The sequence below is a fragment of the Bradyrhizobium genosp. SA-4 str. CB756 genome, from assembly GCF_000473125.1.
GTDB lineage: Bacteria > Pseudomonadota > Alphaproteobacteria > Rhizobiales > Xanthobacteraceae > Bradyrhizobium > Bradyrhizobium arachidis.
In genome coordinates this window covers 8,991,138-9,016,511 of the sequence record NZ_KI421499.1, presented here as the reverse complement: position 1 = coordinate 9,016,511, position 25,374 = coordinate 8,991,138, and the positions used below count along the sequence as shown (strand labels likewise).

Genomic DNA, 25,374 nt, shown 5'->3' with positions numbered 1-25,374 from the left:
GGGGAGATAGTGGAGCAAGACAAAAGGCGCCTGAGATTGCAGGCGCCTTTTGCACTCACGCAATCACCTCAGCTCCGCGGATACCCCGCGGCTTCCAGGATCAGATTCGCGACCTCCTTCGGATGCGACACCAGCGAGAGGTGGCCGGCATCGAGCTCGACGGTGGTGGCGTTCATGCGCTTGGCGAGGAAGCGTTCGAGATCGGGATTGATGGTGTAGTCGTTCTTCGACACTGCGTACCAGCTCGGCCTGGAGCGCCACGCGGCTTCCGTGGTGCGGCCGGCGAAGATCGAGGCGGCCGTCGGCCATTGCACGGCGTAGAGCTCCCTCGCCTGCTCCGGCTTCACGCCGTTGGCGAAGTACTTCAGGAACGACTCTTCGGACAGCTTGGTGTAGCCGTCGCGCTCGACGATACCGGCGCGCACCGGGCCGGTCGGAAACTGCTTCGAGAGCGCGACGAAATCCTCGTTCGCATCAGGCGCGCGTGCCGCGACATAGACGAGGCCGGTGACCTTCGGATCAGTGCCGACCTGGCTGATCACGGTGCCGCCCCAGGAATGCGCGACCAGCACGGTCGGCCCGTCCTGCTCGGCCAGCGCGCGCTTGGTTGCCTCGACGGAGTCCACAAGCGACGACAGCGGGTTCTGCACGGCGGTGACATGGAGGCCGGCGGCCTGGAGGATCGGGATCACTTCCGACCAGCTCGAGCCGTCAGCCCAGGCGCCGTGCACCAGCACGACGTTCTTGGCCTTCACGGTTTGCGGTGTCTGCGCGTGAGCGAGGCTGAGCGGAGCCGCCAAAAGGCTCGCGGCGACGAAAAGGCTGCGCCAAAGTGACATGATCATCTTCCGTCTTGTTCGGGTGCGATGCCCAAAGGACGGAGCGTGAGGCCGCGGCGTTACGGTCCTCACCGTTCTGTGATGCGATGCAAAATGAAAAAACGCCCCGGGGCACCGGGGCGTTTTCGCAACCTGGAGGTCGCTTGTCTCAGGCGGCTTGCGCGGCCGAGTTCTCGATCACCTGCGCCTTTGGCGCGGCGGCGTTGATCGCGATCTGGCGCGGCTTCTTGGCTTCGGGAATCTCGCGCACGAGATCGACATGAAGCAGCCCGTTCTCGAGCGAGGCATCCTTCACCTGCACGAAGTCGGCAAGCTGGAAGGCGCGCTCGAAGGCACGCGCCGCGATGCCGCGATAGAGCACCTCGGACTTGCTGTTCTCGTTGGCGACTTTCTCGCCCTTGATCGTCAGCGTGTTTTCCTTCGCGACGATGGAGAGCTCGTCCTTGGAGAAGCCGGAGACCGCAACGGTGATGCGGTAGGCATTCTCGCCGGTACGCTCGATGTTATAGGGGGGATAACCGGGGCTGCCGTCCGAACCGGCCTGGTCGAGCAGGTTGAAGAGGCGGTCGAAGCCGACGGTGGAACGATAAAACGGGGTGAGGTCATAGGTACGCATGGTTCAAGTCCTCCATTGAGCGACTGTTCAGGTTACCCGCCCGCCAATCGGGCCGGGCTTTAGTCTGTGTGCAGCCTGATGTTCCGGTTCCGAAACACTGGTAGCGGCCTGCACGAAAATGATATGGGTGGCACGAGACGGCGTTCAAGAGGGCGGCATTGGCGCCTTTTCGACGCTCCCGCCCCTTGATTTGCAGCACTTGGCGCCCACGCACTCCCCATCATGACGCTGGTCTCGATTCCGTCCAACCCCGTTCCCGAAGACTGCGTCAGCGGCACGATCAAGACGTCCGACGGCGTCGAGCTGCGCTTTGCGCGCTGGGCTCCGCCGGCGAACCGCAAGGGCACGGTCTGCGTCTTCACCGGGCGCAGCGAGCAGATCGAGAAATATTTCGAGACCGTGCGCGACCTGCGCGACCGCGGCTTTGCGGTGGCGATGATCGACTGGCGCGGCCAGGGTCATTCCGCGCGCCGCCTGCGCGATCCGCGCAAGGGCTATGTGCGCGACTTCGCCGATTTCGAAACCGACGTCGAGGCCTTCGTGCAGCAGGTGGTGCTGCCGGACTGTCCGCCGCCGTTCTTCGCGCTCGCCCACTCCATGGGCGGCACCGTGCTGCTGCGGGTGGCGCATGCGGGCAAGCGCTGGTTCGACCGCATGGTGCTGTCGGCGCCGATGATCGACCTGCCCGGCCGCACCACCTCGTTTCCGGTGCGCGCGCTGCTCAAGACGATGCGCCTGCTCGGGCAGGGCGGCCGCTACGTTCCCGGCGGCAGCGACCGCCTCACCGGGCTCGATCCCTTCATCAACAATCCCGTGACGAGCGATCCCGTACGCTATGCGCGCAATGCCGCGATCCTGGAGGAGGACCCGACGCTGGGGCTGGCCTCGCCAACGGTGGCCTGGGCCGACACCGCGTTCCGCGCGATGCACACCTTCAAGGGCATGAACTACCCCTCCGAGATCCGCCAGCCGATCCTGATGCTGGCCGCTTCGAATGACACCGTGGTCTCGACCGCGGCAATCGAGGAGTTCGCCTACCATCTGCGGGCCGGCTCGCATCTCGTGATCGCCGGGGCCAAGCACGAGATCCTGCAGGAACAGGACCGCTACCGCTCGCAGTTCTGGGCCGCCTTCGACGCCTTCGTGCCGGGCACGCCGCTGTTCGGGTGAGGCAAGTCCCCTCCCCGGCTCCGCGGGAGAGGACGTCTATTGCGGAAACCGCGCCGCGTTCTCTTCCAGCGGCAGCTTCAGCCCGTTCGCCAGATAGGACACCGTGCGGTAGAAGCCGCACAGAAGCATGATCTCGAGAATCTGCGCCGCATCGTAATGCGCCGAGAGCGCGGCGAATTCGTCGTCACTCAAGGTCGCGTGCTGATGCAGCGCATCGACCGCCGCGATCAGCGCCTGCTCGGCCGGCGACCAGCACAGCGAGGCTGCATCGCCTTGCACGGTGGCGCGAATCTCGTCCTCGGTGAGCCGTGCCGGGCCGGCAAAGATCGCGACATGCACGCCCCATTCATATTCGCATCGGGTCAGCGCGCAGGTGCGATCGATCACGATCTCGCGCTGGCGCAAGGACAGCGGACCCGGATCAAGAAGCCCGCCGGCGCGGAACTTGTCCCAGGCGCGGGTGTTGCCCGCCATCACCCGGAACAGCAGCAGCGGTGGCGCCCCGCGCATGATGCGGTTGAACTGCGCCTGGATCTCCGGTGGATAAGGCGCCTCCAGCGGCGCAATGCGCGGTGTGACCTCGGACATCGGCCGTCTCCGTTGCTACATTTACCGTAGCATAACGCTACACTTTATGTAGCGTCGCGCAAGAGGGATTCGATGGCGAAAAAGGCAGCATCAGGGAATGTCCGCGGCTCGCGCACCGGGCGGCCGATCATGGCCTTGCTCGATCTGCTCGGCCGGCGCTGGAGCCTGCGGATCCTCTGGGAATTGCGCGATGTCCCGCTCACCTCACGCAGCTTGCGCACGGCCTGCGACGAGGCCTCGCCGACGGTGCTGCAGGCGCGGCTGACGGAGCTGCGCGAGGCGGGTTTCGTGGAGCTCGGCGAAGGCGGCGGTTACGGGCTGACACCGCTCGGGCGGGAGTTGTGCGAGACATTCATGCCGCTGCACCGGTTTGCGGAGCGGTGGAAGGGCTCTTCCCCCTCTCCCCGCTTGCGGGGCCGCGACGAGCGCTCGCGCTGAGAGGGTCGGGGTGAGAGGGAGCCTCCGCGCAGACGGTGACACACGGACCCGCGGAGAGTCCCCCTCACCCGGATTGCATCTGCGATGCAATCCGGCCTCTCCCCGCAAGCGGGGAGAGGCGAAGAATCCTCAGGTCACCGCCACGGTCAAATTCGCGCCGTCCACCTGCACCACCTTCACCCGCGTTCCTGCCGGCGTATCGGGGCCGGCGACGCGCCACACGGTGTCGCCGATGCGGACCGTGCCGGAGCCGTCGATGATCGGCTTCTCCAGCGTGAACTCGCGGCCGAGAAGCGCCTCGGTGCGCTTGTTGAGGAAGGGGCTGGCGCTGGCGTCCAGCTTCGGACGGGCGAGCCGCCGCCACACCGGCACGGCCGCTGCCGCGAAGATCGCGAACATCACGAGCTGGATCTGCCAGGACATCGTGACGACGAACGAGACCAGGCCCACCAGCAAGGCCGCAAGCCCGAGCCAGAACAGGAATACGCCCGGCGCGATCGTCTCCAGCGCCATCAGGATGAAGCCGAAGATCAGCCAATTCCAGTTGCCGAGCGATGCGAACATGTCGGTCATGACACGACCTCTCCAAATGCCCTACTGCGGCGGCACGGCCGGCGGCGTCGGGCCTGACGACGGCACCGAACCGCCGCGACGGGCCGCGGCCGTAGCCGATGCGGCACTCTCCCCGAACGTCGCCTTGGCGATCTCGCCGATGCCGGCGAGCGAGCCGAGCATGCTGGTCGCTTCCATCGGCAGCATGATGATCTTCTGGTTCGGCGCGTCCGCGAACTGGCCGAACGCCTTGATATACTTGTCGGCGATGAAATAGTTCAGCGCGGCGACGTCGCCCTTGCCGATGGCTTCCGACACCGCCAGCGTCGCCTTGGCTTCGGCCTCGGCGAGGCGCTCGCGCGCCTCGGCGTCGCGGAAGGCGGCCTCGCGGCGGCCCTCGGCCTGGAGAATCTGGCCCTGCTTGGCGCCCTCGGCGCGCAGGATCTCGGACTGGCGCTGGCCCTCGGCGGCGAGAATGTCGGCGCGCTTGACGCGCTCGGCCTTCATCTGCCGGCCCATCGCCTCGACGAGATCGGCGGGCGGCACGATGTCCTTGATCTCGATGCGGTTGACCTTGACGCCCCAGGGCGAGACCGCAGCGTCGACGACGCGCAACAGGCGCTCGTTGATCTCGTCGCGATGCGACAGCACCTGGTCCAGATCCATCGAGCCCATCACCGAGCGGATGTTGGTCATGGTCAGAACCGTGATCGCCTGGGTGAGGTTGGCGACCTCGTAGCTCGCCTTCGCCGCGTCGAACACCTGAAAGAAAGCCACGCCGTCCACCGTCACGGTGGCATTGTCCTTGGTGATGACCTCCTGCTCGGGAATGTCGATCACCTGCTCCATCATGTTGATCTTGCGCCCGACGCGATCGAAATAGGGCACGATCAGGTTGAGCCCGGGGCTCAGCGTCTGCGTGTATTTGCCGAACCGCTCGATGGTCCAGTCATAGCCCTGCGGCACCGTCTTCACGCCGGCCAGCAGCGTGGCGATGACGAGCAACACCAGAACAATCGCGAAAATGTCGAAGCCGCTCATATTTCCTCCAAGGCGGGAAAAACAAGGCAGGAAAGCCCTCTCCCGCGCCGTCATTGGTCGGGAGCGCGACCCTACCGGTTCAGCGGTCGCGATTCACGTCGGTATCGGCCCAATTCTGCACAAGACGGAGAAGGAGGGAATGGTCACGATATGTATTTGCAACGGGCTCTTGAAAGCGTGCGGGCGCAGACCTACCGACGAAAATTAACGAATCCGGCAAGGCGTCCGTTTCGAGAACGTCATTCGATGACGTCGTTCGCGAGTGCGATGAGGCCCGGAGCAACCGTGACGCCGATCGCCCTCGCGGTCCTGAGGTTGATCGCCAGCTCGAACTTTGTGGGGTTCTGAACCGGGAGGTCGGCCGCCTGCGCGCCCTTGAGGATGCGGTCGATATAGGACGCCGCGCGCCGCAACTGCTCGGCACTGTCAGTGCTGTAGGACATCAGCCCGCCGTCGTCGACGAAGGTGCGGCTCCAGAACACCGCCGGCACGTGCGCTTCGCTGATCGCCGCCAGGAGCTGCATCCGATTGGCCATGGTGAAGAAATCGGGCAGCACCAGGAAGCCGCCCTCCTTGCGCGCGGCCAGCGCCGCGATCGCGGCGGCATCATGGATCGGCGCGGGCTCGACCGTCACGTGCAGGGTCCGAGCCGCCTCCTCGACCGTGCGCAGCATCAGGGGCGCGAACGGCGCGGTGGCGGGGTTGTAGACGACGAAGACGCGGGACACCCTGGGCGTGACCTGAGTCAGCATCTCCAGCCATTTGCCGGCGAGCGGGCCGTCGTAATCAGTGAAGCCGGTGATGTTGCCGCCGGGATGGGCAAGGTTTTTGACAAAGCCCTGGCTGACGGGATCGGTGACGACGGCGAACACGATCGGGATCGTCGTGGTGCGCTGACGCAGTTCCTCGACGGAGGGCGTGCCGAGCGCGAGCAGGACGTCGGGCTTGAGCGCGATCAGCTCGTCGGCAAGCCGGGCGATGCGCGCGCGATCTCCGGCGCCGCTGCGCCAGTCGACCCTCAGATTATCCTGCTCCTTCCAGCCATGGGTGGCGAGCGCCTCGGCCAGGCGTGTCTGGCCGATCACCTCATCGCCCGCAATGACCGACAGCACGCCGAGCCGGCGCGTTGCGTTCGGCTGCTGCGCCAGCACTGCGGTCGGCAGCGCGGCGGTCATCCCGAGAAGCGCCAGACAGTCGCGGCGACTCACGGGACGAACCATCAGATCCAGCCCTGAAGCTCGCGCAGCACCAGGGTGCGGATCACGTCCATCCCGGGCTCACTGTCGTTGAGGCAGGGGATCGCGGAAAACTCTTCGCCGCCATTGTGCTTGAAGATCTCGGCGTTCTCCTGCGCGATCTCCTCCAACGTCTCGAGGCAATCGGCGGAAAAGCCCGGCGTCACCACCGCGATCCGGCGCACGCCTTCTTTCGCCAGCCGCTCCATGGTCTTGTCGGTGTAGGGCTGGAGCCACTCGTCATTGCCGAAGCGCGACTGGAAGGTCAGCAGCAGCTTTGTCTCGTCCATGCCGAGCCGGCGGCGCAGCGCCTCGGTCGTGGCGATGCAGTGGCTCTGATAGGGATCGCCCTTGTCGACATAGGATTTCGGCATGCCGTGGAAAGAGGCGACGATCAGCTCCGGCTTGAAGGACAACGTCGCCAGATGCGTCTCGATCGAGGTCGCGAGCGCCTCGATATAGGCCTCGTCATCATAGTATGGCGGCGTCACCCGCAGCGTCGGCTGGTTGCGAAGCTGCGCGAGCACGCGGAACACCTCGTCGCAGACGGTCGCCGAGGTCGAGGCGGAATATTGCGGATAGAGCGGCACGGCCAGGATGCGCTCGCAGCCTTTGGCGATCAGCGCGTCGATGCCCGCCTTGATCGACGGATTGCCATAGCGCATCGCCCAGTCCACGGCGACATGCGCGCGGTCCGACAGCGCGGCCGCGAGCTTGTCGGCTTGCGAGCGCGTGATGGTCTTCAGCGGCGACTCGTTGCGCTCATTGTTCCAGATCTTCCGGTAGTCGAGCGCCTTGGTGCGCGGGCGGCTGCGCAGGATGATGCCGTTCAGTACCAGCTTCCAGATCAGGCCCTGGTCCTCGATGACGCGGGCGTCCGAAAGGAACTCCTTGAGATAGACCCGCACGCCGGGCGCATCGGCCGTATCGGGTGTGCCGAGATTGACCAGGAGCACGCCGACCCGCGGGCGGCCGGACTGCACGGCCGCCTTCGCAGTCTCGATGGGGACAACGTTCGTCATGGCCGTTGCGTCGCGCGTTGCCCCGAACTTGTCAAGATGAGGCGGGTTTCGCTAGGGTCGCATCCAAGCGGGGGAGGAAAGATGACACTCGCGGAATGGTGCGTCTTCGGAGCGGTGCTGCTTTATCTGTCGACGATCGTCTCGATCAAATGGATCAGGTTTCGCGGCTTCGACAATTCACGGCCGCGCGATCCCGCCTTCTATGCGGACGCCATCGCGCAGCGCGCGCTCGGCGCCCACCAGAACGGCATCGAGACCTTCCCGTTCTTCGCCTTCGCCGTCCTGCTCGCCGAATTCCGGGATTCGCCGCAGCGCCTGATCGACGAGCTCGCGGTGCTGTTCCTGATCGTGCGGATCGCCTATGTGCTGACCTATCTCGGCAACCGCCCGACGCTGCGCTCGATCCTCTGGAGCATCGGCTTCGCGATCAATCTCGGGATCTTCTTCATGCCGGCGCTGATGAGGTTTTTGCCGGTGTGAAGGTGCCGTGTCCCCGACGCGGTGCAGCGCTCTTGCGCTGCTCCGCAGGGCCGGGACCCAGAAGGCCACACGTTACCGTGCCGTGAAATGGGCCCCGGCTCAGCGGCGCAACGCTACGCGCTGCGCTGCGTCCGGGGCACGAGAGTTCGCCTCAAAAACACGTCGTCCGTTCGGCGGCGATGTAGCCGAACAACAGCCCCGCACCGAACAGCAGCACGACGGCAGCCGCGGCGAATTCGATGCCGCGCATGAACAGCGCGCCGCCGCCGTCGCGGCCGGCGCTGAGGCGGGCCGCGATGTCCTTGGCGGAGACGGCGACGACGGCGATGGCCGCGACCGTGATCGCGGTGCCGAGCCCCATCAGGAAGGTCGCGGCGATGCCGGCCCAGAACAGGCCCTGGGCCAGCGCGAACACCAGAACCAGGATCGCCCCCGAACAGGGACGGATGCCGACGGTCAGGATCGCCGCAAAGCCGCGCCGCCAGCCGCCGGGGCCGGCAAGCTCGCTTGGCGTCGGACCATGGGAATGGCCGCAATGCTCGTCGTGGACGTGGTCATGCCCGTGATGGTCATGGGCGTGATCGTGGGCGTGATCATGGGCATGGGCGTGACTGTGATCGTGGTGATGGTGATCGTGGTGACCATGCGCATCATGATGATGGTGATGGCCGTGATCATGATGGTCATGCGGCACGCCGGCGATCGCCGGCACCGGCTGGGCCGCCTGGAGCGCGCGGATGAAGGTGCGGCCCTTGACCCAGACGAGGCGCAGGCCAAATAGCGCGATCAGGGCGTAGCTCGCGATCTCGATCGCGCCCTCCGCCTTGCACATGGTCTTGGCGGTGGCGTTCAGGATCCACGCCGAGATGCCGACGATCAGGATCGCGACCACCGACTGCATCAGCGCCGAGGCGAACGACAGCGCGATGCCGCGCCGGGCGGTCTCGCGGTTGGCGACGAGATAGGAGGCGATCACCGCCTTGCCATGGCCGGGGCCGGCGGCATGAAAGATGCCGTAGGCGAACGAGATGAAGAGCAAGGTCCACACCGCCGAACCGTCGGACTTCGCGGCACGGATGGTCGTCGACATCTGACGATAGAATTCCGACTGCTTTGCCAGCAGCCAGCCGACGATGCCGCTGGCTTCGGGTTCGGCCGCCTGCGCCGGGCGCGGCGCGCCAAAGGGATTTTGCGCGAGGAGATCATGGAGCGCGGCATCGGCCACGCCCAGCACGACGACGACCGCAGCGCAGGCGAGCAGCCCGCGGGCGAGCGGAGACTGAAGACGACCGGTCAAGGGCAATCCACCGTGATCTTGTTGGCGAACATCATGCCGAAATTGGTGTTCTCGCCGCTCATGAAGGTCTGCTCGTTGAGCTTCTGCGCGGTCGCAGTGCCGTCGCTGGGACGGTCGAGCTTCATCTGGCAGCCGGCGGGCGCGCCGACCAGCTTGACCGGATTGCCCTTGGCCATCTGGAAGTCGATGAAGAAGGAGCGGTCGAACACTTCGAGCACCAGCTGCTTGGGCTTGACCGGATTCTTCAGCGGCAGCGTGAAGTGCAGGGTCAGCACCGTATCCTTGTAGTCGAGGAAGTAGTCGACCGGCTCATTGAAGCGCTCTTTCTTGCCGTCGGCTTTCGCAAAGGTGAAATAGGCGTATTCCTTGAGCGACTCGACATTGGTCTGCGCCAGCGGCCCCAGCTCCTCGCGCGTATAGGCGCCCTTCTTCTTGGCCTCGAGCCCCTGCACCGCATAGGCCGAGAACATATCGTCGAAGGTCCAGGCGTGGCGGACGCCGGTGATCGAGCCGTCCTCCGCATAAAGCAGTTCGCTGGTCGCGGTGATCCAGACATGCGGATGCGCGCTCGCCACGCCTGCCGCGAGGATCATCGCGGCGGCGAGCAATATCCCCAACAGGACGCGCATGCCCATCAGGCCGCCTTGGCGTCGTCGAGCAGGCCGCGGCGGCGCAGCAGCGCGTCGGGCTCCGGCGGGCGGCCGCGGAAGGCCTCATAGGCGGCTTCCGGGTCGACCGATCCGCCTGAGGAGTAGATGTCGTCGTGCAGGCGTTTTGCGACTGCCGGGTCGAAGATGTTGCCGGCCTCCTCGAAGGCGCCAAAGGCGTCGGCGTCCATCACCTCGGACCACATGTAGCTGTAATAGCCCGCGGCGTAGTGATCGCCGGAGAAGATGTGGCCGAACTGGGTGGGCCGGTGGCGCAGCGAGATCTCCTCGGGCATGCCGATCTTCTCCAGCTCCTTCTTCTCGAAGGCGCGCACATCCTGTGCGGCCTCGGCCGGCTGGGTGTGGAATTCGAGATCGACCAGCGCCGAGGAGACGAACTCGACCGTGGCAAAACCCTGGTTGAACTTTCGCGCGGCGAGGAAGCGCTGGAGCAGATCGTCCGGCAGCGGCTCGCCGGTCTGGTAGTGGCGGGCGAACTGCTGGAGCACCTCGGGCCGCTCCTGCCAGTGCTCGTAGAGCTGCGAGGGCAGCTCGACGAAGTCGGTGAACACCGAGGTACCGGACAGCGACGGATAGGTCACGTTGGAGAGCATGCCGTGCAGGCCGTGGCCGAACTCGTGGAACAGGGTGCGGGCATCGTCGGGCGACAGCAGCGAGGGCTCGCCATTGGCCCCCTTGGCGAAGTTGCAGACATTGATCACGAGCGGCGCGATGTCGCCGTCGAGCTTCTGCTGGTCACGCAGCGAGGTCATCCAGGCGCCGGACCGCTTCGACGGCCGGGCATAGTAGTCGCCGTAGAACAGCGCCTTGTGCTTGCCATCAGGCCCCTTCACCTCCCAGACCCGGACGTCGGGGTGCCAGGTGGGAACGTCCTTGCGCTCCTCAAAGGTGATGCCGAACAGGCGCGTGGCGCAGTCAAAGGCGGCGGCGACCATATGGTCGAGCGTCAGATATGGCTTGATCGCGGAATCGTCGAAATTGGCGCGCTGGAGGCGGAGCTTCTCGGCATAGAAGCGCCAGTCCCAGGGCGCGAGCTTGAAATTACCGCCCTCTTCCGTGATCAGCGCCTGCATCTCGTCGCGGTCGGCCAGCGCCCGCGTGCGGGCCGGCTTCCAGACCCGCTCCAGGAGGCCGCGCACCGCGTCCGGCGTCTTGGCCATGGAATCCTCCAGCCGGTAGGCGGCGAAGGTCGGGTAGCCCAGGAGTCTGGCGCTCTCCTCCCGCAGCTTGAGGATCTCGACGATGGTGCCGTTGTTGTCGTTGGCATTGCCGTTGTCGCCGCGCGCGGTGAAGGCCTTGTAGACCTTCTCGCGGAGGTCACGCCGCGCCGAGCTCTTCAGGAACGGCTCCGTCGAGGAGCGCGACAGCGTCACGATGGCCTTGCCTGCCATGCCGCGCTCTTCTGCCGCAGCCCTGGCGGCGGCGACGAAGCTCTCCGGCAGGCCCTGGCGGTCCGCTTCGGCGAGCTCCATGAACCATTCCTGCTCGTCGCCGAGCAGATGATGGCTGAAACCGGTGCCGAGCTGGGCGAGCTTCTCGTTGATCTCCGCCATCCGCGTCTTGGCCTCCTCCGAGAGGCCGGCACCGGAGCGGTGGAAGCGGGTGTAGGTGCGCTCCAGCAGGCGGAGCTGCTCGGGGGTGAGACCGAGATTGGCGCGGTTCTCGTGCAGATGAGCGATGCGACCAAACAGCACGGCGTTCATCATGATCGGATTCCAGTGCCGCGCCATCCGCAAGGAGACTTCCTTGTCGATCTCCAGGATGACCGGATTGGAATGCGCCGAGACGAGGTCGTAGAACACCGCCGCGACCTTGCTCAGCAGCTTGCCCGAGCGCTCCAGCGCCGTGATGGTGTTGGCGAAGTCGGGCGCGGCCGGATCATTGGTGATCGCCGCGATCTCGGCGGAGTGATCGGCGAAGGCCTGCTCGAAGGCGGGGACGAAGTGCTCCGGCTTGATCTCGTCGAACGGCGGGGTCGCGAACGGCGTCACCCAGGCCTTCAGCAGCGGATTGATCTCGGTGTCCGTATTCTGGCGGGGTTCTGACATCACAAGTCCCGATTTTTGAGCCGATTTGTTGCGAGCAGCTATAGCACGCCATGGGGCTTTTTTGGGCCATTTGCCCTTGCTCCCGACCGGCTTTTCGGGGAGATTGCGGCCCTCGAAGCCTTGGGATCCCAGAGTTCATGAACGCGCCTTCCTCGTCCTCCCGCCAGATCGTCTGGCCGAGCGTCATCACCGTCATCAGCGCCGCGATCCTGATCGGCGCGGAGGTGTTCGGCGCGGCCTTTGCCGGTGGCTGGGCGCTCGCGATCCTGTTCGGTCTCGGCGACCAGGGCACGCACATCCTGCAAGCCGTGCTGTTCACGCTCGGCGTGCTCGTGATGACCGCGTTCATCCGCGCAGCTCAGCGCGTCGAGCCCTTCACCAAGCGCCGCTGACGCGCACACGCGCGTGAGCAACACGCGCGCGACACAGAAAACTTAACGCACGTTCATCTTCCGCGTCGCTCGCGCAACACTGCGCAAGCAGACGTTAGGCAATTCTGTCCGCAGCCTAAAAAAATTCTTGCGAACCAGAGTCAAAACGCTTATGTGCGGTCTTGCCCAATTTCGCACGTGCCTGTGGTCGTGTGTCAGTCGGTAGGTATCCGGACAAGAGGCCGGACAGCCGCCAAGGGGTGAAGAAGCCGAGGGGCTCTTCGGAAGTGCGGAAGTCGAAGACTGAATAGTCGAACGACCGAAGCAAACCCGGAGCCCAGCATCTCTCTCAAGAGATGCCTTGTCGAAGGTGACTTCACTTTTTGCAACCGTGACTGGCAGCCGGAGGCGAACCGGCGCACCCCGCTCTCAACGGGGGACGCGACTTAAAGCAACGACGGATCGGGCTTTTTTGGTCTCTACCGGCAGTCCAACGCCGGCGCGGGCTACTGAAAAGGCTTGTCCTTCATTGCCAGGTGTGCGGGCGGGAAGCTCTCCCAACCAATCCACGGCAGCACAGTCTGGTTTGAGTTTTTTGGCCTCAACGCGCCTCCATCGCGCGATGTGGCCGAAGCACTCTTATCCGACGTCACGTTGATGCGGATCCCGTCGCTGGGACCGTTGGAGAGTGCCATGACCGAACGTATCCAGGAATTCCTGCGCAACCGCCGCAAGGAAGGTCTCGACACCGAGCCGTGCCTCGTCGTCGACCTCGAGGTCGTGCGCGACAATTACCAGAGCTTCGCCAAGGCGCTGCCCGACAGCCGCGTGTTCTACGCCGTCAAGGCGAACCCGGCGCCGGAAGTGCTGTCCCTGCTCGCCTCCATGGGCTCCTGCTTCGACACCGCGACGGTCGCCGAGATCGAGATGGCGCTGGCCGCAGGTGCGACGCCCGACCGCATCTCCTTCGGCAACACGATCAAGAAGGAGCGCGACATCGCGCGCGCCTTCGCGCTCGGCATTCGCCTGTTCGCGGTCGACTGCGCCGCCGAGGTCGAGAAAGTCGCCCGTGCCGCTCCCGGCGCGAAGGTGTTCTGTCGCATCCTCTATGACTGCGCCGGCGCCGAGTGGCCGCTGTCCCGCAAGTTCGGCTGCGACCCGGAGATGGCCGTCGACGTGCTCGACGTCGCCAAGCGCCTGGGCCTGGAGCCGTGCGGCATCTCCTTCCATGTTGGCTCGCAGCAGCGCAAGGTGAAGGCGTGGGATCGTGCGCTGGCGATGGCCTCGCAGGTGTTCCGCGACTGCGCCGAGCGCGGCATCAACCTGTCCATGGTCAACATGGGCGGCGGCTTCCCGACCAAGTACCTGAAGGACGTGCCGCCGGTCGTGACCTACGGCCGCTCGATCTTCCGTGCGCTGCGCAAGCACTTCGGCAACCAGATTCCGGAGACCATCATCGAGCCGGGCCGCGGCATGGTGGGCAACGCCGGCATCATCGAGTCCGAGGTCGTGCTCATCTCGAGGAAGAGCGACGAGGACGAGGTGCGCTGGGTGTACCTGGACATCGGCAAGTTCGGCGGTCTCGCCGAGACCATGGACGAGTCGATCCGCTACGCCATCCGCACCCCGCATGACGGCGCGGACATGACCCCGTGCGTGCTCGCCGGCCCGACCTGCGACAGCGCCGACGTGCTGTACGAGAAGAACCCGTACCCGCTCCCCGTCACGCTCGAGATCGGCGACAAGCTGCTGATCGAAGGCACCGGGGCCTATACGTCGACCTACTCGGCTGTGGCGTTCAACGGTATCCCGCCGCTCAAGACGTACCACATCTAAGCTGCCTCTCTTCTGAGGCCTGACGAACCCGGGAGCCGGCTTGCCGGCTCCTCCCTGACATCTTCGATTTCTGACGACGTCTTGGACCGGCGTGCTGCACGCGCGTCGGCTCAAGCGGGGACTGACGCGCCATGACTGCTCCTCGGAAGCCACAAGTCGCCCTCACTTCGAAAGCCGCTCCGTTCGCGATCCGTGCGGAACGTGCTGCCGACGTCGCGATGCGTGAAGCGTTGCTCGATACGTGCTTTGGCGAGAATCGCCATGGCCGCACCTGCCAGCGCCTCCGCGACGGGCGCGCACCTGCCGCAGGCCTTGCCCTGTCGGCCGTGCGCGAGGGGACACTCGTGGGAACCGTGCGGTTGTGGCACGTCAGCGCCGGAGGCAGGCCCGCTCTGGTCCTCGGACCGCTGGCGGTTGACCCTGCCTTCCGCGAGCTCGGGATCGGCGCCGCGCTGATGCATCAAGCGCTGGCCGCCGCCCGGGCGCGCGGGCATGAAGCCGTGATCCTGCTCGGCGATGCCCCCTACTACGCCCGCTTCGGCTTCTCGGCGGAGAAGACCGGCGCGCTGTCGCTGCCCGGCCCGTTCGAACGCGACCGCCTGCTGGCAATCGAGCTCACCGACGGTGTGCTCGATGGCGCCGAGGGGATGATCGTCCCGACCGGCGCGGCCCTGCCCAAACGGAGGGCGGTTCGCGCCCTCCACGCGCACGCGGCCTAAGGGATCGCTTTCATAGCGAAGACCGAAGCCGCAGCATCCTGCGGCAACGCCCGGCCGCGCCTGCGCCAAGCCTCTTCCTTTGGGGTTGCGCAGGCGCCGGAAACGCCTTTTAACCCCGCGAAACACCCCTTTCAGTCGAGGTCCAAAACATGTCTCGTCGCCTGATCTCCACCGGCTCCCCGCTCGAGAAGACCGTCGGCTACAGCCGCGCCGTGATCGATGGCGATTTCGCCTTCGTCGCGGGAACCACCGGCTACGATTACACGACGATGACGATGCCGGCCGATGTCACGAGCCAGTCACGCAACTGCTTCAAGACCATCGAAGCCGCCCTGAAGGAGGGCGGATTCGAGATGGCCGATATCGTCCGTGCGACCTACTACGTCACCGACGCCAGCTACATCGATGCCCACTTCGCCGTCTGCGGCGAGGTTCTCGGCGACATCAGGCCGGCGGCGACGTTGCTGGTCGTCTCCGCCCTCGCCAAGCCCGAGATGAAGGTCGAGATCGAAGTCACCGCCAAGCGCCGCAGCGTCTGACAAGCGCCGCAGCGCCTGATCCACCCCCTCACCTTTCGTTCGCCAGCACGTTCCGGAGAAACCATCCCATGAGCCACCCCTCGCAGATCTACGCGAAGATCACCGGTCCCATCGTCATGGTCGGCTTCGGCTCCATCGGCAAAGGCACCTTGCCGATGATCGAGCGGCATCTCGACTACGACAAGTCGCGCGTCACCGTGATCGATCCCAAGGACGAGGGCCGCAAGGCGCATTGCGAGCAACAGAATGTGCGCTTCATCCAGAAGGCCGTGACCAAGGACAATTACCGCGAGCTGCTGACCCCGCTGCTGACCGAAGGCGGCGGCCAGGGCTTTTGCGTCAATCTCTCGGTCGATACCGGCTCGACCGACATCATGGAGCTCTGCAACGAGCTCGGCGCGCTCTACATCGATACCGTCAACGAGCCCTGGCTCGGCTTCTATTTCGATGCGTCCAAGGGCCCGGAAGCGCGCTCCAACTACGCCCTGCGCGAAGTGACGCTGGCCGCCAAGCGGGCGCGCCCGGCGGGCTCGACCACGGCCGTCTCCTGCTGCGGCGCCAATCCCGGCATGGTCTCCTTCTTCGTCAAGCAGGCGCTGCTCAATGTCGCCGCCGATCTCAAGCTCAATGCTCCCCGGCCGAAGACCAAGGCCGAATGGGCGGATTTGATGCGGCAGGCCGGCATCAAGGGCATCCACATCGCCGAACGCGACACCCAGCGCTCCAAGAAGCCGAAGGAGCCTGATGTCTTCGTCAACACCTGGTCGGTGGAAGGTTTCCTGTCGGAAGGCGTGCAGCCGTCCGAGCTCGGCTGGGGCACCCACGAGAAGTGGATGCCGGAGAATGCGCGGACCCACGAGGCCGGCTGCGGTGCTGCCATCTATCTGATGCAGCCCGGCGCCAACACGCGCGTGCGCACCTGGTGCCCCACCCGCGGCGCGCAGTACGGCTTCCTCGTCACCCACAACGAATCGATCTCGATCTCCGATTACTTCACGGTGCGTGACGCCTCCGGCAAGGCCGTCTACCGGCCGACCTGCCACTACGCCTATCATCCCGCCGACGATGCCGTGCTGTCGCTGCATGAGATGTTCGGCCGCGCCGCCAAGATGCAGGAGAAGCACCACATCCTCGACGAGAACGAGATCGTCGACGGCATCGACGAGCTCGGCGTGCTGCTGTTCGGACACGACAACAATGCCTATTGGTACGGCTCGCAGCTCTCGATCGAAGAGACCCGCGCCCTTGCGCCCTATCAGAACGCCACCGGCCTGCAGGTGACCTCCGCCGTGCTCGGCGGCATGGTCTGGGCGCTGGAGAACCCGAACGAAGGCATCGTCGAAGCCGACGAGATGGATTTCGATCGCCTGCTCGAAATCCAGCTGCCGTATCTTGGCCCGGTGAAGGGCTTTTATACCGACTGGACGCCACTGACGGATCGTCCGGGGCTGTTCCCGGAGGACATCGACACCAGCGATCCCTGGCAGTTCAGGAATATTCTGGTGCGGTGAGGCAGGCTCTCTCGCCCCGTCATTCCGGGGCGCGCCACTTGGCGCGAGCCCGGAATCCATCGGGCGGCAATACGTGCGGATGAATGGATTCCGGGCTCGCGTTTCGCGCGCCCCGGAATGACAGAGAAACCTACTTCTTCTCGATCGGCGGCGCGACCTTCTCCGCCGGAGCCGGTGGCAACACCGGCTTTGCCGCGCCCTGCGTCTGCGGATCGGGGCGCGCCGGCTCGGGGGCCGGCGTGGTCGGCCGGTCGCCGCCGGGCTTGGACTCCGCGGGCGTCTTGCTCTGTTCGTCGGACGGCGTGCCCTGGAGCGGCTGCGTCGCTTGCGCCGTCTGCATCCGGCTTTCGGCGCGGATTTGCGCCAGTGACACCACCGACACCACGACGCCTGCTGCGAACAGCGAACAGGCGATTGTCAGGTCGAGCTTCAGTCTGCGCTTGTCATTCTGGCCGGGCATATCGATCACCGCGTTTGTCCGCGGGATCAACGAAACTGGGGCACGCCGGTTCCGGGGCCGAATGAGCGGGAACCTATCCCCTGCGCGCCAAAGCGCCGCGCTCACTCCGTCGTGCTGACTTCCCAGGTCGCGTGACGCACGCCCGGCAGGTGTTGGAGATCGGTCGCCACCGCATTCAGCTCGTTCGGGTCGACCGCTGTGGCCACCAGCTTTGCGACGATCTCCAGATTGTCCTCGCCGATCTCGGCGACCTCGACATCGGCCACCGGATATTTCGCGGCCTCGAGCTTGTCGACGAGGCGGTCGCGCATGTCGGGCAACGCGTCGGTCGCGACCGCGAGCTTGAAGTAGTAGGTCGCTTCCAGCGCCTTCTCGTTCAGCGGGATGCGGTTGATGGCGTTGACCAGCGGGCGCAGCAGCGTGTTGCCGGCGATGACGAACACGGTGAGCGCGGCCGCCTGCGCGACCATGTCCGCGCCCGCGCAGGAGCCGACCGCGGCCGAGGCCCACAGCGTCGCCGCGGTGTTGAGCCCGCGCACGTCCATGCCCTGCTTCATGATGACACCGGCGCCGAGAAAGCCGATGCCGGAGACGACATAGGCGATCACCCGCACGGCACCGTCGGCGCCGTCCAGATGCATGGCGAGATCGACGAAGGCGGCCGCTCCCACTGCGACCAGCACGTTGGTGCGCAGGCCCGCGGTGCGCTGGCGGTATTGCCGCTCCGCGCCGATCAGCGTGCCCAGCACGAAGGCCGTGAACAGGCTGACCAGCGTGTCGGCGAAATCAGCAAGCTGGAAGGTCGTCAGAAACCGCATGAATGTCAGCTGCCGGAGGGTGGGCAAAGCGAAGCGTGCCCACGGCTCCCGTCAAAGGAAAAAGATCGTGGGCACGGCGCGAGGGCGCCTTTGCCCACCCTACGGCGGGAACTATGACAGATTAAAGCTCCAGCAGCCCGCCATCCCCACTTTCGTCCGCAAACGCCAGCAGGGTGCCCTTGGCATTCCAGGCGAGCGCAGACACGGGCGGCGTGCCGTTGCGACGGACCAGGATCTCGGCGCCGTCCTCCAGCCGCACCATCAGCACGGTGCCGTCGCTGTAGCCGGCGGCGAGGATGTCGTTCTTGGGATGACAGGCGACCACGGAGACACGGGCCTGCAGCGGCGCGAGCATCGCGGGCTCCTTGCCCATCGGGCCGTCCTTGCTGGCGAACGGCCAGATGATGACGGTGTCGGCGCCGGAGGTTGCCAGCCCCTTGCCGCCCGCGCTCCAGGACATCGAACGGACGCGGCCGGGATAGCCGGTCATGCGCATGTGCCTGTTGTCGGCGAGCCGCCAGCCATGCAGCGCCGCCTCGTGCATCGAGGTGACCAGGAATTTGTTGTCGGGGCTGAAGGTGACGCCGAGATGCGAGCCGGCCCAGGGCAGGAATTCGGCCGATCCTTCCATGTTCGGAAACCACAGCGTCGCGCCATTGTAATGCGCGATCGCGAGCCGCAGACCCTTTGGCGCAAACGCGAGTCCGCCGACGGTCGAGGGCACCTCGAGCGACTTCTCCTCGGCCTTGCCGCTCTTGACGGTCGCGGTCTTGCCGGCCGACCAGGCGAAGGCGCCATCGGCGTGGAGCGCCACCGCGTCGATCCAGCGCCGCTTCGGGTCGGTCGCAAGCAGCGTCACCTCGCCCTTGGCGTCGAGCGCAACGACCTTGCCGTCGTCGCCGCCCATCACGAGGCGCTTGCCGTCGGAGGCGGTCGAGAGAATGCCGCCACTGTGCACGGCGACCGTGGTGATCTCACCCTTGGCGTCGACGAATGCGACGTTCTCCTCGCCGCCGACGAAGGCGGCGCGGAGGCCAAGGAAATGCACCGAGGTCACGGCCATGCCAAGCGCGAGCGGCTTGACGCGGTCGGTGACGGAGACGATCGAGGCGGAATCGGGGGCCGGCGAAAACTCTTTCATCACGAGACGATGCAGCTCTCAAAGCCCTCGCGAATGGCCTTTTCCGGCAATTCGCGGCCGATGAAGACGAGGCGGCTCTCGCGCGGCTCACCGTCCTTCCACTTCCGCTGGTGGTTACCCTCCAGCATCATGTGGACGCCCTGGAAGACATAGCGGTCGTCGTCGTCGTGGAAGGCGAGGATTCCCTTGGAGCGCAGGATCTTGCCGCCCTCGACCTGCACCAGGTTCTGCAGCCAGGGCATGAACACATTGGGATCGAGCGGCTTGTCGGTCTTCAGCGACAGCGACTGCATGTCCTCGTCGTGATAGTGCTTCAGGCCGTGGCCGTGATCATGGTGGTGATGGTCGTGGCCGTGATGGTGGTGATGATCATGGTCGTGGTCATGGTCGTCGGCCTCGAGGAAATCCGGCTCGATGTCGAGGATGCGGTCGAGGTCGAACGCGCCGCGATCGAGCACGTCGGCCAGCGCCACCGAGCAGCGCTCGGTACGATGCAGCTTCGCATAGGGGTTGATGCCGCGGATACGGGCCTCGACCTCGGCAAGCTCGCCCTTGTTGACGAGATCGGTCTTGTTCAACACGATGACGTCGGCGAACGCGATCTGGTTCTTGGCCTCGGGCGCGTCCTTCAGACGGTCCGACAGCCATTTGGCGTCGGCGACCGTGACGACGGCGTCGAGGCGGGCGTTCTTCTGCACGTCCTCGTCGACGAAGAAGGTCTGGGCGACGGGTGCCGGATCGGCAAGGCCGGTGGTCTCGACGATGATGGCGTCGAACTTGCCCTTGCGCTTCATCAACCCGTCCATGATGCGCACGAGGTCGCCGCGCACGGTGCAGCAGATGCAGCCGTTGTTCATCTCGAACACTTCCTCATCGGCGCCGATGATGAGGTCGTTGTCGATGCCGATCTCGCCGAATTCGTTGACGATGACGGCGTATTTCTTGCCGTGGTTCTCCGACAGGATGCGGTTGAGCAGCGTGGTCTTGCCGGCACCGAGATAGCCGGTCAGCACGGTCACGGGAATTTTCTGGGAGGTCGCTTCAGACATAACAACTCCGGCTTCGGGCTTTTCGCGCGACGCGAGGCGGGGTGGCCCCTGCCCTAATGGTCAAGCGCGCTGGTCAGGGCCTTTATATTGTGCCTGACCATGTCAATGTAAGTGGGTGCAGGCCCCTTTTCGCCGGTCAAACCGTCCGAAATCAGGGTCCCGCCGACCTGTGCGCCGGTCTCGGCCGCGATCCGCCGGATCAGGCGGTCATCGCTAATATTTTCCAGAAATACCGCCGGGATTTTTTGGGCCTTGATCTGGCCGATGATGGCCGCGATGTCCCGCGCGCTGGGCTCGGTTTCCGTGGAAACGCCCAGGGGGGCGATGAACTGGACGCCGTATTCGGCGGCGAAATAGCCGAAGGCGTCGTGGGTCGAGATCACCTTGCGCCGCTCGGCCGGGATTTTGGCGACGGCCTCGCGGACCTCGCGGTCGAGGGCTTCGAGCTTTTCCAGATAAGCCCTAGCCTGACCGCGGAAGAACTCGGCATCGTCAGGATCGGCCACGGCCAGCGCGTTGGCGATGTCGGTCACGTAGACCTTGGCATTCGGCACGGACTGCCAGGCATGCGGATCGGCGGCCGAGCCAAGCTTCAGAGGTGCAATGCCGGCGCTTGCGGTGACCACCTCCGCCTTGCTGCCTGCTGACTGCACCAGACGCGGCAGCCAGCCCTCGAGGCCAAGCCCGTTGACGATGACGAGCTTTGCAGCCGCGATCCGCTTCGCATCGCCCGGCGCCGGAGTATAGACGTGAACGTCGCTGTCGGGGCCGACCAGCGTGGTCAGATCGATCCGGTCGCCGCCGACATTGCGGACGAAGTCGGCGAGGATCGAGAAACTTGCGACCACGTTTAGCCGCTCGGCGGCGTGCAGCGGTGAGGCCATCAGCAGCAAGGCAAGGAGCAGAAGGAAGCGCATCGTCACGCCTCCAGATGCCGGCCGGGAAACATCTGCCTGACGATGCCGCCGACGCGACCGAACAGCACAGAGACGATGTAGAACACCGTCGCCACCAGGATGATCGCGGGCCCCGACGGCACGCGGGTCTGAAACGACAGCACGAGGCCGGCGTAGCCCGAGATGGCCGCGGCGATCACAGCGATGCACATCATGGCCGTGAGATCGCGCGACCAGAACCGCGCGATGCCGGCAGGGAGGATCATCAGCCCCACCGCCAGCAGCGTGCCGAGCGCCTGAAAGCCGTTGACGAGATTGATCACGACGAGGGCGAGGAAGGCGAGATGCGCAGGGCCGCCGGCACGGCTGACGGTGCGCAAGAAGAGAGGATCGACGCTCTCGATCACCAGTGGACGATAGATCACGGCAAGCACCAGCAGCGTCACCGTGGCGTTGAAGGCGACCACCAGCAGCGTCTGATCGTCCATCGCGAGGATGTTGCCGAACAGGACGTGCAAGAGGTCGATATTGGTGCCCTTGATCGAGACGATGGTGACGCCGAGCGCCAGCGAAGCCAGATAGAAGGTCGCAAGCGAAGCGTCCTCCTTCAGCCCCGTCGAGCGCGCGACCACGCCGGCGAGGATCGCCACCGCAAAGCCGGCGATCAGGCCGCCGGCGGTCATCGCAAACAGATTGAGGCCGGAGAGCAGGAAGCCGACGGCCGCGCCGGGCAGGATCGCATGCGCCATGGCATCGCCGACCAGGCTCATCCGCCGCAGCATCAGGAACACGCCGATCGGCGCGCCTGCCAGCGCCAGCGCGATCACGGCGGCGAGCGCCCGCCGCATGAACTCGAATTCGGTGAACGGGCCGATCAGCGCGTCATAGACCATCTGTGATCACGCCGCCTGCGAGCGCCCATCTTCGCCACAGGCCGCGGCGCTGTCGTCGAAGGCCTCGCACATCCGCATCGCGACCATCAGGTTTTCCGGCGTCAGCACCTCCGCTGTCGGGCCCCAGGCCACGGGGCCGCGCGCCAGCACCAGCGTCTCGGTAAAGTGGGTGCGCACCATCTCCATGTCGTGCAGCGCGGCCAGCACGGTCCGGCCTTCGCCGTGCCAGTGCTTCACCAGCGCGAGCAGGTCCGCCGTGGTCTTGCTGTCGATGGCGTTGAAGGGCTCGTCGAGCACGATCAGGCGCGCATCCTGGAGCAGCACGCGCGCGAACAGGACGCGCTGCATCTGTCCGCCCGAGAGCGTTCCGATCGGGCGGTTCTCGAAGCCGCTGAGGCCGACGGCGCCGATCGCGCGGAGAATCTTCCCGCGCGCGGCCTTGCCGATGCCGCCGAACAGGCCGGCATCGCGCCACAGCCCAGTGCCGACGAAATCGAACACCGAGATCGGGAAAGTGCGGTCGATCTCCGCACTCTGCGGCAGATAGGCGATGTCGCGGACGTCTAACCCACCGAGATGGATGCTGCCGTCGAGCGGCCTGAGGATGCCGACGATGCCGCGCAGCAACGTGGATTTCCCGGCGCCGTTGGGGCCGATCACGGCGACCAGCGCCCCTCGCGCGACCTCGCCATTGAGATGGTGCACGGCCGGATGGCGGTCATAGCCGAGCGTGACGTTGTGGAAGTGCAGCGCCGCCATGGTCACCTCATCGCCAGAAAGACGATGCCCCAGAGCACGGCGCAGACAGCGACAGCCGCCGCAAGGCGGCCGGCCATGGTCATGCGCAGGATCGACCAGGGTGCGTCCTGCGCCGGATGCGGCGAGGCCGCATCGTGGACATGGGCGTGGGTGTGGTCGTGCCCATGCGAATGGTCATGAGAATGACCTTGGGAATGCCCATGAGCATGGTCGTGATGGTGGGCGTGGGACGCGGCGGGAACCATGCCAGGGACGTTATATTATAACATTACGCCTGTCCACGGCTGAGGATGTCATTCCGGGGCGGCTCGAAGAGCCGAACCCGGAATCTCGAGATTCCAGGTTCGATGCTGCGCATCGCCCCGGAATGACCTCCCGAGCGTTTAGGGCTTGCCAATCACCATCGCGATGGCGGCAGCCACGAAGGGAAACGGCACGGACACCGCGCAGCGGAACCAGACAAAACGGGCCGGCATGAACGGGATTTCCCACAAAATCACCCGCTGGAAGGCGAACAGGGCCCAGGCGACGACATAGGCCACCACCTGCGGCACCCCGCCACCGGACTTCAGCGCCACGGTCCCGATCGAGAAGCCGATCACGGGACCGCCGGGTGTGGCCGCGCCGGCGACCACGGCGGTCGCAACCCCGAGCCAGCCGCTGTCCGGGCCGAGCCAGCCGGTGATCACCTCCTGCGGGATGATCGCGGCGATGTAGCCGGAGCCGATCACCCCTAACGCGATCCGCGGCACGATGTTGATGAAGTCCATCGTGCCTTCGCGCAGCGAGGCCTTGAACACCGGAGGGCCGCGGCGGAAGGCGATCAGGCCGACGCCGAACACCGAGCCCCAGAGCAGGATGTCGATCAGGAGCGCTGCGCTCAATTCGCCTCCTCGTCGCTTTCACGCTTCGGATAGACCCGGACATAGACGAAGCGGCCGAGCGCACCGGCGAGTACCGGCAGGGGCAGCGAGATCACGATCCGCCACAGCGTGAAGTCGGTGCCCATGATCGGGATCTCCCAGGCGACCGCGCGGCCATAGCCGATCAGGGTCCAGCTCACGACCATGGCGATGGTGGCGCCGAAATCGGCACCGACCGCAAGTAGCGCGCTCGCCACCGGATAGGCGGTGAAGGGACCGCCGGGGAGAATCGCTCCGAAGGCGGTGCCGATCAGGAGGCCCATCAGGCCGGATTTCGGCCCGAGCGAGCGCGAGACTTTCTCGTGCGGCAGGATCTCCGAGATGAAGGCCCCTAACAGGCAGCCGGCCAGCACGCGCGGCAGGATGCCTGAGAACAGCGAGAGATCGTGGGTGAGGATGTCGAGGACGCCGTCGGTGCCGTCGCGCCGCCAGACCAGGCCTGCGCTCACCGCCACCAGCGCTGCGATGATGATGGTCGACCAGCCGATCGGCTTGCGCACACGGCCCGGCCGCGGCTCGGACTCCGCGTCCTCGGCAGGCGCCGGATTGTTCGGGGAAGGCTCTGACAACGGCTCGGTCGGATCGAAGGTGATGCCCGTCCTGATTAAGGGCGGCGTTCCCCCGATGCAAACGGTGTGATGACAGACCCGTGCGCGCGCTGCGCAGGACTGGTTCAATCAGTCAATTCCGCACAGCAAAAAGGCGGCCGCTGATGCGACCGCCTGATTTGTCATTCCGGGGCGCACGAAGTGCGAACCCGGAATCTCGAGATCCTCAGGTGCGCAACCGCGCACCGTAGTTCGATGCTGGCGCATCGCCCCGGGATGACGGAGTAAAGCTTACGCCTTGTCGAACAGCGACTCGACGTATTCCCAGTTCACGAGGTTCTCGACAAACGCCTTGAGATAATCGGGGCGGCGGTTGCGATAGTCGATGTAGTAGGAGTGCTCCCAGACGTCGCAGCCGAGGATCGGCGTGGCGCCGTGCACCAGCGGATTCTCGCCGTTCGGGGTCTTGGAGATCTCGAGCTTGCCGTTCTTGACCTGGAGCCAGCACCAGCCGGAGCCGAACTGACCGACGCCGGCCGCCTGGAAGTCGGTCTTGAACTTCTCGAAGCCGCCGAGGTCCTCGTTGATCTTCTTCTCGAGCTTGGCCGGCAGCTTCGTGCCGCCGCCATTGGGCTTCATCCAGCTCCAGAAGTGGATGTGGTTGTAGTGCTGGCCGGCGTTGTTGAACACCGCGGGGTTCTTGCCGAACGAGCCCTTGACGATCTCCTCAAGGGACTTGCCTTCCCATTCGGTCCCCTTGAGCGCATTGTTGCCGTTGGTGACGTAGGCCTGATGATGCTTGTCGTGATGATATTCGAGCGTCTCCTTCGACATGTACTGGCCGAGGGCGTCATAGGCGTAGGGGAGTGGGGGCAGCGTAAAGGTCATGGCTTCTTGTCCGCAACTGGTGGGGAACG

30 protein-coding genes are annotated in these 25,374 nt (G+C 65.5%); 8 read left to right on the top strand and 22 right to left on the bottom strand.

The window, feature by feature from the left end:
• Positions 1–68: 68 nt before the first annotated feature.
• Positions 69–839, bottom strand: a complete 771-nt coding sequence (locus tag BRAGE_RS0143525) for an alpha/beta fold hydrolase (protein WP_027562908.1) — start codon at positions 837–839, stop codon at positions 69–71.
• Between the two features lie 148 nt (positions 840–987).
• Positions 988–1,455, bottom strand: coding sequence for an Hsp20 family protein (locus BRAGE_RS0143520; RefSeq protein WP_027562907.1), 468 nt, complete (start codon positions 1,453–1,455; stop codon positions 988–990).
• A 222-nt stretch (positions 1,456–1,677) separates the two neighbouring features.
• On the opposite strand from BRAGE_RS0143520, the gene BRAGE_RS0143515 reads away from it, so the two are divergent.
• Positions 1,678–2,625 (top strand): alpha/beta hydrolase, encoded by a 948-nt coding sequence (locus BRAGE_RS0143515; protein ID WP_027562906.1) that lies wholly within the window; start codon positions 1,678–1,680, stop codon positions 2,623–2,625.
• Positions 2,626–2,661: 36 nt separating this feature from the next.
• Here the strand turns inward: BRAGE_RS0143515 and BRAGE_RS0143510 are convergent, their stop codons facing one another.
• Positions 2,662–3,213, bottom strand: coding sequence for a carboxymuconolactone decarboxylase family protein (locus BRAGE_RS0143510; protein WP_027562905.1), 552 nt, complete (start codon positions 3,211–3,213; stop codon positions 2,662–2,664).
• Between the two features lie 72 nt (positions 3,214–3,285).
• Here BRAGE_RS0143510 and BRAGE_RS51205 point away from each other — a divergent pair, with 72 nt between their 5' ends.
• Positions 3,286–3,651, top strand: coding sequence for a winged helix-turn-helix transcriptional regulator (locus BRAGE_RS51205; RefSeq protein WP_051378331.1), 366 nt, complete (start codon positions 3,286–3,288; stop codon positions 3,649–3,651).
• A 129-nt stretch (positions 3,652–3,780) separates the two neighbouring features.
• Here the strand turns inward: BRAGE_RS51205 and BRAGE_RS0143500 are convergent, their stop codons facing one another.
• The 4 genes from BRAGE_RS0143500 to hemH form a co-directional block, all read right to left on the bottom strand.
• Positions 3,781–4,224, bottom strand: a complete 444-nt coding sequence (locus tag BRAGE_RS0143500) for an NfeD family protein (protein WP_027562904.1) — start codon at positions 4,222–4,224, stop codon at positions 3,781–3,783.
• 21 nt (positions 4,225–4,245) lie between these two features.
• Positions 4,246–5,244 carry an SPFH domain-containing protein gene (locus tag BRAGE_RS0143495; RefSeq protein WP_027562903.1) on the bottom strand — a complete coding sequence of 333 codons (999 nt, stop codon included), beginning with the start codon at positions 5,242–5,244 and terminating at the stop codon, positions 4,246–4,248.
• 239 nt (positions 5,245–5,483) lie between these two features.
• The gene (locus tag BRAGE_RS0143490) at positions 5,484–6,452 is read right to left on the bottom strand and encodes an ABC transporter substrate-binding protein (RefSeq protein WP_027562902.1); all 969 of its coding nucleotides are present in this window, start codon (positions 6,450–6,452) and stop codon (positions 5,484–5,486) included.
• An 11-nt stretch (positions 6,453–6,463) separates the two neighbouring features.
• Positions 6,464–7,501, bottom strand: coding sequence for a ferrochelatase (hemH, locus tag BRAGE_RS0143485; protein ID WP_027562901.1), 1,038 nt, complete (start codon positions 7,499–7,501; stop codon positions 6,464–6,466).
• An 81-nt stretch (positions 7,502–7,582) separates the two neighbouring features.
• Between hemH and BRAGE_RS0143480 the strand changes: the two genes are divergently transcribed.
• Positions 7,583–7,981 (top strand): MAPEG family protein, encoded by a 399-nt coding sequence (locus BRAGE_RS0143480; RefSeq protein WP_027562900.1) that lies wholly within the window; start codon positions 7,583–7,585, stop codon positions 7,979–7,981.
• Positions 7,982–8,132: 151 nt separating this feature from the next.
• On the opposite strand, the gene BRAGE_RS0143475 is transcribed toward BRAGE_RS0143480, so the two are convergent.
• The 3 genes from BRAGE_RS0143475 to BRAGE_RS0143465 are packed head-to-tail and all read right to left on the bottom strand — an operon-like array spanning position 8,133 to position 11,994.
• A complete protein-coding gene (locus tag BRAGE_RS0143475) occupies positions 8,133–9,284 on the bottom strand; it encodes a nickel/cobalt transporter (protein ID WP_027562899.1) in 1,152 nt (383 codons plus the stop codon).
• Positions 9,275–9,913, bottom strand: coding sequence for a DUF1007 family protein (locus tag BRAGE_RS0143470; protein WP_027562898.1), 639 nt, complete (start codon positions 9,911–9,913; stop codon positions 9,275–9,277). Before BRAGE_RS0143470 ends, BRAGE_RS0143475 begins: the two co-directional genes overlap by 10 nt.
• Complete coding sequence (locus tag BRAGE_RS0143465; RefSeq protein ID WP_027562897.1) at positions 9,913–11,994, bottom strand: M3 family metallopeptidase; 2,082 nt, start codon at positions 11,992–11,994, stop codon at positions 9,913–9,915. The genes BRAGE_RS0143470 and BRAGE_RS0143465 overlap by 1 nt, the downstream gene beginning before the upstream one ends.
• Positions 11,995–12,131: 137 nt before the next feature.
• Between BRAGE_RS0143465 and BRAGE_RS0143460 the strand changes: the two genes are divergently transcribed.
• Positions 12,132–12,386, top strand: a complete 255-nt coding sequence (locus BRAGE_RS0143460; RefSeq protein WP_027562896.1) for a hypothetical protein — start codon at positions 12,132–12,134, stop codon at positions 12,384–12,386.
• A gap of 485 nt (positions 12,387–12,871) precedes the next feature.
• Here the strand turns inward: BRAGE_RS0143460 and BRAGE_RS55510 are convergent, their stop codons facing one another.
• On the bottom strand, positions 12,872–13,060 hold the full coding sequence (locus BRAGE_RS55510) for a hypothetical protein (RefSeq protein WP_164938904.1): 189 nt from the start codon (positions 13,058–13,060) through the stop codon (positions 12,872–12,874).
• On the opposite strand from BRAGE_RS55510, the gene BRAGE_RS0143455 reads away from it, so the two are divergent.
• From BRAGE_RS0143455 to BRAGE_RS0143440, 4 genes are all read left to right on the top strand, one after another.
• Positions 13,059–14,201 (top strand): type III PLP-dependent enzyme, encoded by a 1,143-nt coding sequence (locus BRAGE_RS0143455; RefSeq protein WP_027562895.1) that lies wholly within the window; start codon positions 13,059–13,061, stop codon positions 14,199–14,201. The two genes, BRAGE_RS55510 and BRAGE_RS0143455, sit on opposite strands and share 2 nt — an antisense overlap.
• 131 nt (positions 14,202–14,332) lie before the next feature.
• Entirely contained in the window at positions 14,333–14,920 is a 588-nt protein-coding gene (locus tag BRAGE_RS0143450; RefSeq protein WP_027562894.1) for a GNAT family N-acetyltransferase, read from the top strand.
• Positions 14,921–15,069: 149 nt separating this feature from the next.
• The gene (locus BRAGE_RS0143445) at positions 15,070–15,459 is read left to right on the top strand and encodes a RidA family protein (RefSeq protein WP_027562893.1); all 390 of its coding nucleotides are present in this window, start codon (positions 15,070–15,072) and stop codon (positions 15,457–15,459) included.
• A gap of 68 nt (positions 15,460–15,527) precedes the next feature.
• The gene (locus tag BRAGE_RS0143440) at positions 15,528–16,970 is read left to right on the top strand and encodes a homospermidine synthase (protein WP_027562892.1); all 1,443 of its coding nucleotides are present in this window, start codon (positions 15,528–15,530) and stop codon (positions 16,968–16,970) included.
• A 130-nt stretch (positions 16,971–17,100) separates the two neighbouring features.
• Here BRAGE_RS0143440 and BRAGE_RS56275 read toward each other — a convergent pair whose 3' ends face one another.
• From BRAGE_RS56275 to BRAGE_RS0143380, 11 genes are all read right to left on the bottom strand, one after another.
• Positions 17,101–17,430 carry a hypothetical protein gene (locus tag BRAGE_RS56275; RefSeq protein ID WP_027562891.1) on the bottom strand — a complete coding sequence of 110 codons (330 nt, stop codon included), beginning with the start codon at positions 17,428–17,430 and terminating at the stop codon, positions 17,101–17,103.
• A 101-nt stretch (positions 17,431–17,531) separates the two neighbouring features.
• On the bottom strand, positions 17,532–18,248 hold the full coding sequence (locus tag BRAGE_RS0143430) for an MgtC/SapB family protein (protein WP_027562890.1): 717 nt from the start codon (positions 18,246–18,248) through the stop codon (positions 17,532–17,534).
• A 121-nt stretch (positions 18,249–18,369) separates the two neighbouring features.
• Positions 18,370–19,389 carry a WD40 repeat domain-containing protein gene (locus BRAGE_RS0143425; RefSeq protein ID WP_027562889.1) on the bottom strand — a complete coding sequence of 340 codons (1,020 nt, stop codon included), beginning with the start codon at positions 19,387–19,389 and terminating at the stop codon, positions 18,370–18,372.
• The gene (locus tag BRAGE_RS0143420) at positions 19,389–20,438 is read right to left on the bottom strand and encodes a CobW family GTP-binding protein (RefSeq protein WP_027562888.1); all 1,050 of its coding nucleotides are present in this window, start codon (positions 20,436–20,438) and stop codon (positions 19,389–19,391) included. Before BRAGE_RS0143420 ends, BRAGE_RS0143425 begins: the two co-directional genes overlap by 1 nt.
• A 53-nt stretch (positions 20,439–20,491) precedes the next feature.
• Positions 20,492–21,355 (bottom strand): metal ABC transporter substrate-binding protein, encoded by an 864-nt coding sequence (locus BRAGE_RS0143415; protein ID WP_027562887.1) that lies wholly within the window; start codon positions 21,353–21,355, stop codon positions 20,492–20,494.
• A 2-nt stretch (positions 21,356–21,357) separates the two neighbouring features.
• On the bottom strand, positions 21,358–22,227 hold the full coding sequence (locus tag BRAGE_RS0143410) for a metal ABC transporter permease (protein WP_027562886.1): 870 nt from the start codon (positions 22,225–22,227) through the stop codon (positions 21,358–21,360).
• 6 nt (positions 22,228–22,233) lie between these two features.
• On the bottom strand, positions 22,234–22,986 hold the full coding sequence (locus BRAGE_RS0143405) for a metal ABC transporter ATP-binding protein (protein WP_027562885.1): 753 nt from the start codon (positions 22,984–22,986) through the stop codon (positions 22,234–22,236).
• 2 nt (positions 22,987–22,988) lie between these two features.
• Positions 22,989–23,231, bottom strand: a complete 243-nt coding sequence (locus BRAGE_RS51200) for a hypothetical protein (protein WP_035730688.1) — start codon at positions 23,229–23,231, stop codon at positions 22,989–22,991.
• A gap of 138 nt (positions 23,232–23,369) precedes the next feature.
• Positions 23,370–23,870 carry a hypothetical protein gene (locus tag BRAGE_RS0143390; RefSeq protein WP_027562884.1) on the bottom strand — a complete coding sequence of 167 codons (501 nt, stop codon included), beginning with the start codon at positions 23,868–23,870 and terminating at the stop codon, positions 23,370–23,372.
• Positions 23,867–24,478: a permease gene (locus BRAGE_RS0143385; RefSeq protein WP_027562883.1), complete on the bottom strand. Its 612-nt coding sequence runs from the start codon at positions 24,476–24,478 to the stop codon at positions 23,867–23,869. Before BRAGE_RS0143385 ends, BRAGE_RS0143390 begins: the two co-directional genes overlap by 4 nt.
• A gap of 270 nt (positions 24,479–24,748) precedes the next feature.
• On the bottom strand, positions 24,749–25,345 hold the full coding sequence (locus BRAGE_RS0143380; protein ID WP_027562882.1) for a superoxide dismutase: 597 nt from the start codon (positions 25,343–25,345) through the stop codon (positions 24,749–24,751).
• Between the last annotated feature and the right edge of the window lie 29 nt (positions 25,346–25,374).